The sequence below is a fragment of the Streptomyces canarius genome (assembly GCF_014650735.1).
Classification (GTDB): Bacteria; Actinomycetota; Actinomycetes; order Streptomycetales; family Streptomycetaceae; genus Streptomyces; species Streptomyces olivaceoviridis.
On record NZ_BMVN01000001.1, the window covers coordinates 84,939 to 98,299 of the forward strand.

Annotated in this window: 11 protein-coding genes; 7 read left to right on the plus strand and 4 right to left on the minus strand. The window is 71.5% G+C overall.

Annotation, left to right across the window (positions count from 1 at the left end):
- Window positions 1-69: 69 nt before the first annotated feature.
- Window positions 70-603 (minus strand): TerD family protein, encoded by a 534-nt coding sequence (locus IE294_RS00350; RefSeq protein ID WP_189881179.1) that lies wholly within the window; start codon window positions 601-603, stop codon window positions 70-72.
- Between the two features lie 155 nt (window positions 604-758).
- On the opposite strand from IE294_RS00350, the gene IE294_RS00355 reads away from it, so the two are divergent.
- The 3 genes from IE294_RS00355 to IE294_RS00365 all read left to right on the plus strand — a co-directional run bounded on the left by IE294_RS00355 (window position 759) and on the right by IE294_RS00365 (window position 3,090).
- The gene (locus IE294_RS00355; protein WP_189814103.1) at window positions 759-1,364 is read left to right on the plus strand and encodes a YdbC family protein; all 606 of its coding nucleotides are present in this window, start codon (window positions 759-761) and stop codon (window positions 1,362-1,364) included.
- Between the two features lie 148 nt (window positions 1,365-1,512).
- Window positions 1,513-2,172, plus strand: a complete 660-nt coding sequence (locus IE294_RS00360) for a histidine phosphatase family protein (protein ID WP_189881180.1) — start codon at window positions 1,513-1,515, stop codon at window positions 2,170-2,172.
- Window positions 2,173-2,184: 12 nt separating this feature from the next.
- Window positions 2,185-3,090: an ADP-ribosylglycohydrolase family protein gene (locus IE294_RS00365; protein WP_189881181.1), complete on the plus strand. Its 906-nt coding sequence runs from the start codon at window positions 2,185-2,187 to the stop codon at window positions 3,088-3,090.
- Between the two features lie 364 nt (window positions 3,091-3,454).
- Here IE294_RS00365 and IE294_RS00370 read toward each other — a convergent pair whose 3' ends face one another.
- Window positions 3,455-5,005, minus strand: a complete 1,551-nt coding sequence (locus tag IE294_RS00370) for an MFS transporter (protein WP_189881182.1) — start codon at window positions 5,003-5,005, stop codon at window positions 3,455-3,457.
- Between the two features lie 185 nt (window positions 5,006-5,190).
- On the opposite strand from IE294_RS00370, the gene IE294_RS00375 reads away from it, so the two are divergent.
- The 3 genes from IE294_RS00375 to IE294_RS00385 all read left to right on the plus strand — a co-directional run bounded on the left by IE294_RS00375 (window position 5,191) and on the right by IE294_RS00385 (window position 7,289).
- Complete coding sequence (locus tag IE294_RS00375; protein ID WP_189881183.1) at window positions 5,191-5,814, plus strand: TetR/AcrR family transcriptional regulator; 624 nt, start codon at window positions 5,191-5,193, stop codon at window positions 5,812-5,814.
- An 81-nt stretch (window positions 5,815-5,895) separates the two neighbouring features.
- On the plus strand, window positions 5,896-6,597 hold the full coding sequence (rnhB, locus tag IE294_RS00380) for a ribonuclease HII (RefSeq protein ID WP_189881184.1): 702 nt from the start codon (window positions 5,896-5,898) through the stop codon (window positions 6,595-6,597).
- Window positions 6,598-6,665: 68 nt separating this feature from the next.
- On the plus strand, window positions 6,666-7,289 hold the full coding sequence (locus tag IE294_RS00385) for a hypothetical protein (protein WP_189881185.1): 624 nt from the start codon (window positions 6,666-6,668) through the stop codon (window positions 7,287-7,289).
- Between the two features lie 602 nt (window positions 7,290-7,891).
- On the opposite strand, the gene IE294_RS00390 is transcribed toward IE294_RS00385, so the two are convergent.
- Entirely contained in the window at window positions 7,892-8,512 is a 621-nt protein-coding gene (locus IE294_RS00390; protein ID WP_189881186.1) for a hypothetical protein, read from the minus strand.
- Between the two features lie 516 nt (window positions 8,513-9,028).
- Window positions 9,029-11,194, minus strand: coding sequence for a RecQ family ATP-dependent DNA helicase (locus IE294_RS00395; protein ID WP_189881187.1), 2,166 nt, complete (start codon window positions 11,192-11,194; stop codon window positions 9,029-9,031).
- Between the two features lie 142 nt (window positions 11,195-11,336).
- On the opposite strand from IE294_RS00395, the gene IE294_RS00400 reads away from it, so the two are divergent.
- Window positions 11,337-12,896 (plus strand): DUF4192 domain-containing protein, encoded by a 1,560-nt coding sequence (locus tag IE294_RS00400; RefSeq protein WP_189881188.1) that lies wholly within the window; start codon window positions 11,337-11,339, stop codon window positions 12,894-12,896.
- The last annotated feature ends 465 nt before the right edge of the window (window positions 12,897-13,361 follow it).

Below are 13,361 nucleotides of genomic sequence, written 5' to 3' on the forward strand. Positions count from 1 at the left end.
CACGCCGTTCCTGAAGTAAGGGGCGCCGGCCAGGGCCGGCGCCCCTTACCCGTACGGGTCCCGGGACGCTCAGGACGGGTGGGCCCTGCCCATCACCCGGGTGAAGGTGGCCGGGTCCTCGTCGAAGCCACGCACGCCGGGACGGAACGTCCACTCGTCCGAGTCGTCCCGGACGAACTCGGCGATCGTGGCGGCCGTCGACCCGAGGACCGACGCGAAGCCGTCCTCGGCGAGCACGGTGTACCCCTCACGGATGCGTACGGCGGGATTCAGCACGTGGGCGAACGTCCTGTGCCCGGGCCGCTGTTGGATGACGACACCCACCACCACGCGCGCGTAGCGGTCGCTGAGGCGGTCCAGTTCGAGCGTCATCACCTCGTCCCAGCCGAAGCCCTTGCCGTCCGTGCTGTCCCGGTTGAGGAGGATCGTGCCGTCCGGCGAGCGGCTGTCGAAGTGCACCAGATAGGCCGGATCCCCGTACGGGTCGCCCGACAGGAACGTCGCGGCGACGATGTCGAGATCCGTCGGCGGCCGACCCGCCGGACTGGGGTCCCACTTGAGCGCGACCTCGACCTTGCGGATTCCCTTGCTGAAGCCGGTCACCAGGCCTTCCCTTCCCCCTGTGGCTCGCTCGACCCCAACTTCCCGTCGGTCGGGGTCCCTTGCCGCCCATCGTCCCACGCGCGCGGGGGCGTGCGCGCGGGCGATCTCCGCCGGAGCGTGACCGGCGCCACGCCCGGTGGCCTTACGATGGCGCCGTGCTGGTCAAGTGGATTCGCTGCACCGTGGTGGACCGCCGGGGGTTCGAGCGGGGACAGCGAAAATGGGCGGGGCTTCCGGGGGAGCCGGGTTTTCGGGGACAGGGCGGGGGCTGGAGCCGGCAGCGGGCGGGGGTGGCGCACATCTTCACCTTCTGGGAGAGCCGTGCCTTCTACGACTCCTTCATGGCCCGTTCCCACGACCGCCTGGCCGCCGCCCAGTCCGGCACGTTCAAGGACGCCCAGGTCAAGTTGTTCGAGTACCGCTTCGACGTGAAGACGGGATTCGAGCCGCGGTTCACCGACGCCGATCTGATCCGCGTGGCCCTGTGCCGGATCCATGAGGAGCGTGTGGAGCACTTCACGCTCATGCAGGAGAAGGTCTGGAATCCCGCGATGGCGGGCTCGCCCGGCATGATCCGCGGCATGTTCGCGGAGGCCCCGGAGCAGGAGTTCCTGATCCTGTCGATGTGGCGGTCGGCGGCCGAGCACGGAAAGTACCGCACGGAGCGTGTGGAGCGCCTCGCCCTGCGTGCCCAGACCGAGGCGGACATCGCGGCGCTCTCCGGTGACATCGTGGACCTGGAGCCGTCGTGGACGGTCTGACGTAGTGGTCCGACGAACCGGCGCACCGCCTGAAACCGCCTCGGTACGGCTCGTGCGGAAGCGGCCCCGGACACGACAGGCATGTGACCTACGCCGTACAAGGCCCCATGAGTGCTCGACTCTCCGTGGTTCGAACTAGGGTTTCGGCATGGCACGACCACGGCGCATCGTCCTTGTCCGGCACGGCGAGTCCACGGGCAACGCCGACGACTCCGTGTACGAGCGCGAGCCCGACCACGCTCTCGCGCTGACCGAGCGCGGCTGGCGGCAGGCCGAGGAGACGGGCAAGCGGCTCCGCGAGGTCTTCGGCCGGGAACGCGTGAGCGTGTACGTCTCCCCCTACCGCCGCACCCACGAGACGCTCCGCGCCCTCCACCTCGACCCCGATCTCATACGCGTCCGGGAGGAGCCCAGACTGCGCGAGCAGGACTGGGGCAACTGGCAGGACCGCGACGACGTGCGCTTGCAGAAGGCCTACCGCGACGCGTACGGCCACTTCTTCTTCCGGTTCCCGCAGGGCGAGTCCGGCGCCGACGTGTACGACCGGGTCGGCGGCTTCCTGGAGAGCTTGTTCCGCAGCTTCGAGGCCCCCGACCACCCGCCGAACGTCCTTCTGGTGACCCACGGGCTGGCGATGCGGCTGTTCTGCATGCGCTGGTTCCACTGGACGGTCGCCGAATTCGAGTCGCTGTCCAACCCCGGGAACGCCGAGATCCGGATGCTCGTCCTGGGAGAGGACGGCAAATACACACTCGACCGGCCCTTCGAGCGCTGGCGGGAACCGATGCCGTACTGGGCGAACGGATAGAGTGGCAGGGCGATGACCGCTGACTCCTCTTCCCTCGTACGCCTGGAACGCGCCCTGGCGAGCCTGCGCGGACTGGCCGTGGGGGACGCGCTGGGCTCCCAGTTCTTCGTTCCCGCGAACCACCCCCTGCTGAAGCGCCGCGAGCCGCCCGCAGGCCCCTGGCAGTGGACGGACGACACCGAGATGGCCTGCTCCGTGGTCGCCGTTCTCGCCACCCATCACCGCATCGACCAGGACGCGCTCGCCCGCTCCTTCGCCGAGCACCACGACTTCGACCGGGGCTACGGCCCTGCCGTCAACCGGCTGCTGCGCCTCGTCCGGGAAGGCGAGGACTGGCGCCGGCTGGCCGCCGGGCTCTTCAACGGCCAGGGGTCCTGGGGCAACGGCGCGGCGATGCGGATCGCGCCTCTGGGCGCCTGGTACGCGGACGACCCCGAGCAGGCGACCCATCAGGCGGAGATCTCGGCCTACACCACGCACCAGCACCGGGAGGCCGTGGTCGGGGCCATGGCCGTGGCCGCGGCGGCAGCCATGGTGGGCTCGCCCGACGGTCCGCCCGCCCCGGAGGCACTGCTCGACGGCGTCGTCGCGCTCGTCCCGAAGAGCGCGGTCGGCCAGGGCCTGCGCCGCGCCCGCGACATGCTCGACTACGCCGACGCCGCCACCGTCGCCGCCGTCCTGGGCTGCGGACGCCGTACGACGGCCCATGACACCGTTCCCTTCGCCCTCTGGTCCGCCGCGCGTTGCCTCGGTGACTACACATCGGCGTTCTGGACCACCGCCCAGGTCGGTGGCGACGTCGACACGACCTGCGCGATCGTGGGAGGCGTGCTGGCCGCGGCCGACACAGGGGCGCCGCCCGCCGAGTGGGTGCGGCACACCGAGGCACTGCCGGACTGGGTGCCCACGGGGAGCTGACGGCTTCCGTCCGATGCCTTCCGCCTGGCGGCCTTCACCGGCTTCACGTCGACGATCAGAGACTCTCCGTGCCCCTCGGGAACTCTGCGTGACCGCCGCCCGTTCTTCCGGTATCCGCCGTCCACCTCGTTCGTGGTCGGGTGGGCGGGCGGAGCCGTGACCGTGACGAGGAGGGACGGAGGGGTGGGAGATGGCCTTCGCCCTGCCGGCGCCTGTGCCGAAGCTGGTTCCGGCTCTGTTCTTCCTGTTCCTCGCCTTGTCCAGGGCGCTGGTGGCCGTGGTGCGGCCGACCGGATCTTCGCGTGCGCCGTCGGTCCCCAGGCGACGATCCGGTCGGCCGCGGCATCGCGCGGCCGGGCCTGGATCAGCCGAGGTGCGGTCCCGCCGTGCCCGCGAGGGAGTCGAGGTCGCCCTTGCGGACCCTGAGCACCAGCCACGCGGTGAGGAAGGCGAGCGCGGCCATCGCCGCGGCCGGTATGAAGGCCGTGGAGATGCCGTGGGCGAGCACGTCGTGGCCCCAGGGCGCGGGCAGCTGGTGCGTCTTGGCGAACTGCGCCTTCTGCTCCGGCGAGGCGTCGGCGAGGAACTTCGGCAGCTGCTTCTTCGCCTCGTCCGTGCTGGCCGATCCGAAGACGGTCGTCAGGATGGACAGCCCGAGCGAACCGCCGACCTGCTGCATCGCGTTGAGGAGCCCGGAAGCCGCTCCCGCCTCGTGCGGGGCGACGCCCGACACGGCGGTGACGGTGGCCGTCACGAAGTTCAGGCCCATGCCGAAGCCGAACACCAGCATGGGGCCCAGCACCCCGCCCACGTAGGTGCTGTCGGGCCGGATGAAGGTCTGCCAGACCAGCCCGATGACCACCAGCGCGGAACCGCCCATCATGAACGGCTTGGGGCCCAGTACCGGCAGGAGGCGCTGGGACAGGCCCGCCCCCACCGCGATCGCGGCGGTCACGGGAAGGAAGGCGAGACCGGCCTTGATGGCGCTGTAGCCGAGCACGTTCTGCACGAACAGCACGATGTAGAAGAACATGCCGAACATCGCCGCGGCCAGGCACAGCATGATCACGTACGTGCCCCAGCGGTTCCGGTCGGCGAACATCCTGAGCGGGGTGATCGGCTCCTTCGCCCGCATCTCGGTGAAGACGAAGGCGAACAGGAGGACCACGGCCGCGCCGAAGGAGCCCAGGGTGAGGCCGTCCCGCCAACCGTCCTCCGCGGCGCGTATGAACCCGTACACCAGCGACGCCATGCCGACCGTGGAGGTCAGCGCGCCGGTGAGGTCGAAGCGTCCCGGATGCCGCTCGGACTCGTTGATGTAGAGCGGTGCGAGCGAGGCGATCAGCACACCGATGGGCACGTTGACGAACAGCACCCACCGCCAGTCGAGCCAGTCGGTGAGCATGCCGCCCGCGAGCAGGCCGATGGCGCCGCCGCCCGCCGAGACGGCGGCGAAGACCCCGAAGGCCCGGTTCCGTTCGGGACCTTCGGGGAACGTCGTGGTGATCAGCGCCAGCGACGTGGGCGATGCGATCGCGCCACCCACGCCCTGAAGAGCCCGCGCGGCGAGCAGCTGCCAGGGTTCCTGGGCCAGACCGCCCAGCAGCGACGCGAAGGTGAACAGCAGGATGCCGGCCATGAACACCCGGCGGCGGCCGAGAATGTCACCGGCCCGCGCACCGAGCAGCAGCAGACCACCGAAGGTGAGCGTGTAGGAGCTGACCACCCACGTCAGGTCGGTGGTGCTGAACCTGAGGGCCTCTTGAATGTGCGGGAGCGCGATATTCACAATCGTCGCGTCGAGTACCACCATGAGTTGGCAAGCCGCGATGACGGTGAGTGCGATGCCGGGATGCCCCTCCCGGCGGGCCACGCCCGGTTTCTGATCGTCCTTGAGCAGCTGAGAGGTCGTCACTGTGGGTCCCCCATACAGGCTATAGTGAACGCTCGCGTTCACTTTCGCGTCCACGGTAGTGAGTCCCCAACAGTGAACGCAAGCGTTCACTGAATCGTGCGCCACGTTCCGCGTCCCCCTGTTGCTGCGGCGCGGCGCCACTTCCCCCGGAACCCCCGCTTCCCTTGCATGCTGGAGAAACACTGATGGTTACCTCGCGCTGGACGGCCGCCCCTGACCGGACGGCTTCCCCTCGTCGGCGCGGTGCGGTGCTGGAACGCGCGATCCTGGACGCCGCTCTGGAGCAGCTCAGTACGGTCGGCTGGAAGGGGCTGACCATGGAAGGCGTCGCGGCCGGCGCCCAGACCGGCAAGGCCGCGGTCTACCGTCGCTGGCCCTCCAAGGAGGATCTGGTCGCCGACGCCCTGGTGTCCGGACTGCCCCGGGTCGAGAAGGCCCCGGACCTCGGGAGCGTGCGCGAGGACCTGCTCACCCTGTGCCGGCAGGTGCGGCGGATCATGTACTCGCGGCCCGGAGTCGCGCTGCGTTCAGTAATTCACGAGTGTGATCATGTGCAAGCGGGGCGCTTCGAGGGGGTGATCTTCGGGACCGTGGTGGAGCCGACCGTCACACTGCTCCGGGAGGTCATCACTCGTGGCATAGAGCGAGGGGAGGTCCGGCCGGACGCGGCCAACGGATACGTCTTCGATGCCGTCCCGGCCATGATGATGTACCGATCAAAGATGTGCGCGAGCGAATGGAGCGATCGGGATCTCGAAGAGATGATCGACCAGTTGATGCTTCCGCTGCTGCGGCCCTACGAGACCTGACCCGCCGCGTCGGCACTCCCGGTGCCGACCGGACGACCGGGGTGTCGCGAGGCGATCCCGGCGGCGTACGCTAAGGGCGCCATGCCGTACGAACCACCTACTCACACCGTCGAGCGCTCCCTGCGCGCCACGACCGGAGCGAAGGTCATTGCCGGTGTCGACGAGGTGGGGCGCGGCGCCTGGGCCGGGCCCGTCACCGTCTGCGCGGCGATCACCGGACTCCGCCGCCCGCCCGAGGGGCTGACCGACTCCAAGCTGCTGACGGTCAAGCGCCGTACGGAACTCGCTCTGATCCTTCAGTCATGGGTGACGGCCTACGCACTGGGGCATGCTTCTCCGGAGGAGATCGACGACCTGGGGATGACGGCCGCGCTGCGGCTCGCCGCGGTCCGCGCTCTGGACACGCTGCCGGTCCGCCCCGACGCCGTGATCCTCGACGGGAAGCACGACTACCTCGGCGACCCCTGGCAGGTACGCACGGTGATCAAAGGCGATCGATCGTGTGTGGCCGTCGCGGCGGCGTCGGTGATCGCCAAGGTCCAGCGCGACAAAATGATGGCCGAACTGGGTATCGACCATGCAGACTTCGGATTCGCGGACAACGCCGGGTATCCGTCGCCCGTGCACAAGGCCGCACTGGAGGAGTGGGGGCCCACCCCGCACCACCGATTGTCGTGGGCGTATCTTGATGCGTTGCCTCAGTGGCGGCACCTCAAGAAGGTCCGCAGCTGGGCGGACGGAAGCGTTCCGGAAATCGAGGGTCAGCTCGTTCTCGATTTCTGACGGTTCCGCTCGCACTGATGTGCCACCCGGCCATCCGCGCCGCACCAACGTTTGATAAATATCAGCTCATGCCTCTCATTCCCGAGGAGCCTCAGATTCACGAGAGTGCCCAGGGTCCCCGCGCCACTCCGGCCAGCGGCCGTACCGCGCCGACCCCACGCCCCGTACCCGGCCCCCGTCCCGCGGCTCCGTCCCGCCCCGGTCGTCCCGGCCCTCTGCGGCCCACGCCGCCGGTGCAGCGCACGCCGCGTGACGTGGCTCCGGCCAAGCCTGGCCCGGCCGCTCCCGCCGCCACCGCGGCGAGCCCACAGATCCAGCTGATCCCGGCTTCGGCCGAGGGGGCGCTCGACGCCGCCGAGGAGGCCGTGGACCTGCTCCTGGACTCGGGCCGCGCCCCCGGCGACGTGCTCGTGATCACCACTGGTGCCCAGCACCCGTGGGCCGAGCACGAGTTGTCCTTCGGCGAGACGTCCTACTGGGCGCAGCACGACGCCGGTGACGACGTCTTCTACGCGGATGCCGCCGTCGCCTCCCGCGCCGCGTCCCGCCCGGTGGTCGTCGTGGCCGTCAACGGAGGACCCGCCTCCATCGCTGCCACCGCCCTTCCGCTGGCCCACTCCCGGGCCGGTGCCCTGCTGATCGTCTGCGGCGACCCGCAGCAGATCAACTCGGTGCTGGGTGCCGGCGTCTGAGCCGTGTCCGGCACCCCGGGTCACCGGGGTGCCGAGGTGGCCGCTCCGGCGGAGTCCGCACGGTGCGGCTTTTGGCATGCCCGCGTGCGGGCCGCGGCAGCACCGCTGGCGGGGCGGCTCTCCGGGGGACCGCTTGAGAGCGGGACACGGAGGGCCGGCACGCTTGACCGGGTCGCGACAGCGCGGGCGCATGCCGGGCCGGCGGGAGCGTTCTCCCTGTGTGGCCATGGCCGTGCCGTGGCCCTGGCCGAGGCGACCGCGCCGGGGCTGCTACCGGAGTTGATCCGGCCGGAGCCGATCTCGTACCCCCGGACCGACGCCTGAGCCCACGTGTGTTCTCGGCACCGCTCGCGACAGCCGAGGGCCCGGCTCGGGCATCGCACACCGGGCGCCGGCTACCGGTCGGCCACGTGCTTTGGGCAGCCCGGCCGGCCGTTCCGTTTGCGCTGCCCGGCTGTTGTGGTGCTTGTGCAGCCGAGCCCGGTCGGTCGCGGCGATCGGGCACCCCGGCTGTCGCAGCGTTCGGGGTGTTCGTGGCGTTCGTACAGCCAGGTCGGCGGCATGAACCGTCGTACCGCCGACGCAGCGCTGCTCGGTGAACTTCAGCGAGCCGCAGCCCGGCGCAGCACCTCTGAGACCGGGCCACCGGTGCGCGGTATGAGCGGCGGAGCCTCCGCCGTGGCGAAAGGCTCGGGAGCCGAGTGCGCGTTGGGCCGGCGTCCGCCGCGCCCCTCGCCGAGCACCTGCCAGCCGTCATGCGTCAGCGTGATGTACGCCCCGCAGCGCAGCCCGTGCAGCGTGCAGGCATCGCGCAGTCCCCACATCCAGGCGCCGTCCTCCTCGGTCCAACGCGCGTCACCTTCGCGGCAGTAGAGCAGGACGGCCGTGCGCACGGGAGTGCGGCGACGGAGGTCGTGCGGAATCACCCGGCGCAGCTGGGCCAGCAGCGCGTTGCGGAACATCCAGCCGTCGGCGGCAGCCGGACGGCGTGTGAACGAGGCGCTGGCCCGCAGCCGCTCGTCCGGGTCGAGAACCGCCACGATCGCCGTGAGCGGCTCCGGGTGATGGCGGGCATGCAGCCCGCTGACGACCTCACGGGGGTTGCGCAGCAGAGGGATTCCGGCAGCGGCCCACTCGGCCGGCTCCAGCAGGCGACTGGCGGAAGCGGCGGACGTGGACATCGACAACGAGGCCGCCGAGGACGAGGCGAATCCGAAGGTCACGTTCCTCCCTTCGGCTACGCGCCCACACTGCGGGCGAGGTCGGATTCGGGGGAGCGCGCACCGCAGCGGAGCCCAACCGGATCACGGACGAGCCGTGCGGGGAGCGGACCTCAATTCTTCCTGTCGAACTTGGCTGCGGCAACGAGCAATTGGCACCGCCGACTGTTATCTGGTGGTGCGTGGCTTATATCCCTACCCAAAGGTTCGGCTGACGACGCCTGAGGTGCCCGGCCGCCGTCTGCCGGGCCACCGTGAGTAGCCGCGCGGTCCTCCCTGAGCAGTGAGGTCCTCCCTGAGCCGTGGAGTTCTGCGGCCACACGTCGCTCAGTCCGTGGGAGGCGAGAGCGGACGGCGGCAGGCGGGTCTCGCCGGACGGCGAGAAGCGGTGGCGACACTTCGCTTCCCCGTGGACGGCGAGACGTAATGGCGACACGTCGCTTGACCCCGGACGGTGAGACGCGGTCCGGGGCATGTCGGTCACCTCTGCACGGCGAGAAGTGGTCGGCGGCACCTCTGTCACCCCTGCACCGCGAGGACCAGCGGCAGCACTCCGCGCGCCCCGGACTTCCGGAGCAGGCGCGCCGCGACCGCGAGCGTCCAACCCGTCTCCGTGAAGTCGTCGACCAGCAGCACCGGACCGTTCGCCGCGGCGAGTGCCGACGCCAGGTCGGGCGGCACCGTCAACGCGCCGTCGAGGGCCTTCAGTCGCTGCGCGCTGTTGCTGCGTGGCGTGCGGGGAGCGTCCCCGGCGTACTCCACCGAGCCGAGCAGGGGCAGTCTGCCGACTTCGGCGATCCGGGTGCCCAGGGAGTGGATCAGCCGGGGCCGGCTGCGCGAGGCCACGGTGACGACGCCCACGGGCCGGGGCGGGGCGTCGGACGCACCGGAGGCCCAGCCGCCGGGACCTCGGGCCCAGTCGGCCAGGACGTCCACCACAGCTCGTGCCACGTCGTCGGGGACCGCGGCATCCGGCGTCTGGGGCGCGAGCAGCGGACGCAGGCGGTTGCCCCAGCCGATGTCGGACAGGCGTCCCAGCGCCCGCCCGGGCGAGGCCTGGTCTCCGGCCGGGATGCGTCCCTTGAGGTCGATGCCGATGGCCGGCAGGCCGGTCGGCCACATGCGGCGGGGCTCCACTTCCACTCCGGCGCGACCCAGGTCGCTCCGCGCGGCGTCGAGGGCCGCCGGGGACAGACCGGAGGTGAAGCGCGGTCCGGCGCAGTTGTCGCAGCGGCCACAGGGTTTGGCGCCCTCGTCGTCCAGTTGGCGCTGGAGGAACTCCATCCGGCACTCGGCGGTGGTCGCGTACTCGCGCATCGCCTGCTGTTCGGCCGCGCGCTGCCGGGCCACCCACGCGTAGCGGTCGGCGTCGTAGGACCACGGCTGTCCGGTCGCGATCCAGCCGCCCTTGACGCGACGCACCGCTCCGTCCACGTCGAGGACCTTCAGCATGGTCTCCAGGCGTGAGCGCCGCAGCTCGACCAGCGGTTCCAGCGCGGGCAGCGACAGGGGGCCGTCCGCCCGGGCCAGGACGTCCAGGGTGCGCCGGACCAGATCCTCGGCGGGGAAGGCCAGCGACGCGAAGTACTGCCAGATCGCCTCGTCCTCCCTGCCCGGCAGCAGCAGTACCTCCGCGTGGTCGACACCACGGCCGGCCCTGCCGACCTGCTGGTAGTAGGCGATGGGGGAGGAGGGCGAGCCGAGATGGACCACGAAACCGAGATCCGGCTTGTCGAAGCCCATGCCGAGCGCGGAGGTGGCGACCAGGGCCTTGACGCGGTTGGCGAGGAGGTCGTCCTCGGCCTGCTGCCGTTCGGCGTTCTCCGTCTTGCCCGTGTACGGGGCGACGGCGTGCCCGCGCTGCCGCAGGAAGGCGGTGACCTCCTCGGCGGCGGCCACGGTGAGCGTGTAGATGATGCCGGAGCCCGGCAGGTCGTCCAGATGGTCGGCGAGCCAGGCCATCCGGTGCGCGGCGTCCGGGAGCCGCAGCACGCCGAGGCTCAGACTCTCCCGGTCCAGCGGCCCGCGCAGGACCAGGGCATCGGACGTGCCCCCCGTGCCGAGCTGCTCGGCGACGTCCGCGGTCACTCGCGCGTTGGCCGTGGCGGTGGTGGCCAGCACGGGGACCCCGGGCGGGAGGTCGGCGAGCATGGTGCGCAGCCGGCGGTAGTCGGGACGGAAGTCGTGACCCCAGTCGGAGATGCAGTGGGCCTCGTCCACGACGAGCAGACCGGTGGCCGCGGACAGCTTGGGCAGGACCTGGTCACGGAAGTCCGGGTTGTTCAGCCGCTCCGGCGAGACGAGCAACACGTCGACGTCGCCCGCCGCGATCTCGGCCTGGACGGCCTCCCACTCCTCGGTGTTGGCGGAGTTGATGGTCCGGGCGTGGATACCGGCCCGGCCGGCGGCGTCCACCTGGTTCCGCATGAGCGCGAGCAGCGGCGAGACGATCACCGTGGGGCCGCTTCCTCTGGCCCGCAGCAGCGAGGTCGCCACGAAGTACACCGCGGACTTGCCCCATCCCGTGCGCTGTACGACCAGGGCCCGGCGCCGGTCCGCGACCAGTGCCTCGATCGCCCGCCACTGGTCCTCGCGCAGCCGGGCCGCGCCCGTGGCATCTCCGACGAGCCGGGCGAGGACGGCGTCCGCCTGCGCCCGGAGATCCGCGTTGCTCGTGTGCTCCATGCGTCCCATACAACAGGACGGCACCGACAAACGGGCGGGCCCGAGCCAAGGCTGTGGACAACGCGGGAGGCTTTGTCGTGTCCCTGATTCGAGTTATCCACAGGCTCAACCGGAATCTCGGGATCCGCGAGATCGTCGGCGCATGACGAATCACAGCGAAACCACCGGACCGTTCGAAAGCAACGACATCTCGGGGCAGGAACCGGCGGCATCCGCGGACCACGCCACGCAGGTCACGCTGCGCACCCCGGCCGAGCTGGCCGACGCCCTGCCCTACCTCCTCGGCTACCGCCCGGAGGACAGCATGGTGCTCGTCGCCCTGCACGACCACGCGGGCCGCCGGGGCAGGTTCGGCGGCCGGGCCCGGCTCGGCATCCCCGCGACCGAGGAGGACTGGGAGGCCGCCGCCCGGCAGCTGGCCCGCGGTCTGGTCACCGGCAGTGAGCGGCGCGGCGCCCGGCCCGAGCGGATGGTGGCCTACGTCTGCCAGGAACCGGGCCCGGGAGAGTCCGGCCGGGACGTCAAACTGCGGCTGGAGAGGCTGGCACAGCTGATGCGCACCGAGTGCGGCAACCTCGACGTGCCGGTCATCGAAGCCCTGTGCATCTCCGACGGCCGGTTCTGGTCGTACTGCTGCCCGGTCAAGGGCTGCTGCCCCGAGGACGGCTCGCCGATGGGCCTTCCCGGCACGTCCGTGCTCGCCGCGGCGGCCACCTACGCCGGCATCCAGGTGCGCGGCACACTGCGGGAGCTGCGCGCCCGGTTGCAGCCGTGGGAGACCAGCGCGGCGCTGGAACAGGAGGTCGCCCTGGACACAGCCGGCATGAGCCTGGTGCCCCGCCTCCTGGACGAGACGGCCCGTCAGGAGGTGGCGCAGGAGACCCTGGACCTGGCCGAGCGGATCATTCGCCGCTACGGCACTGCGGCTCCGGTCTCCGGCGCGCATCCGGCGGACGTGCGCGACGACAACCTCCTCGCGGACGACGAGGCGGCCACCCTGATCCTCGGGCTCCAGGACCGTACGACCCGCGACAGGGCCGCCGCCTGGATGGAGGGGGGCGAGGCCGGTCCCGCGCTCCGGCTCTGGCGCGCCCTGGCCCGCCGCTGCGTCGGTCCCTACGGCGAGCACGCCGCCGCACCACTGACCCTCGCGGGCTGGGTCGCCTGGTCCATGGGGGACGAACTGGAGGCACGGGAAGCGCTGGCCATGGCCCTGGCCGCCGATCCCGACTACCTCTTCGCCCGCCTGCTGCACCAGGCCTGCAACGAGGGACTCGACCCCGAGGCGGTCCGCCGCTGCCTGCGCACGGAGAGCGCACGGCACACAGCGCCGGGGACCACGGAGCGAACGGACCCGGCACCGCGGACCGCCCTCACCGAATCCCCGCAGACCCCGGCTCCGGCACCCGCAGCCGGCATCCAGGCGGACGACCAGAGCGCCGAGCCCGGCTCCCGGACGGGCAGGCAACGACGGCGCCGTGCGCGCGACGCGGACGGCGACGACGGCCGTCAGACGGCTCGCGCGAAGGGAGGCCGACGGAGGCCGGCCGACACCCGCCCCCGGCCGTCCGCCACCGGGACCTCCAGGCCCGGCACCCGCAACCCGATCACCACGCGCACGCGTGCGGCGGGTCCAGGCGACGCCTCCACCGGTGGCGCCCGCTCGGACACCGGGCGTCCGCAGCCCGAGGAGAACGGATGAGCGCCGACCGGTGTGAGCCCGGACAGGTGCCGGCCCGCAGGGGAACGGCCACCCGTTCACCGGGCCTGAGCGGAGGCATCTCCGGGTGTCCCGGGAGCTCACTCCTGGCGAGGCATCGAGGCCGATCGGCTCCGGGTGCTCTGACGGCCCCCGCGGACCGGTCGCGTCGGCACCAGGTGCCCTGACGGCTCCCCTCGCCGACCGGTCCCGCCACCATTCGGTCGGCTTCATCGGGAGAGCCGTGACCCGGACGAGTCCCCTGCCGTTCACCTGAGTGGCGGAAAGCCTGGACGGTCCAGCCGCCGCACCCTCTGTCCCCGGGGCGACCCACCGGCCGCCCAGCACGTCCGAGGCACACCGAGCGCAGAAGAAGCCAGCCCATGCACCAGCAGCCGACTCCGCCCTCCACCGCCGGCGAACGTCCGCCCCGAAGCAGGCCCGAGCCGTTCCTGACGGACGGCGCAG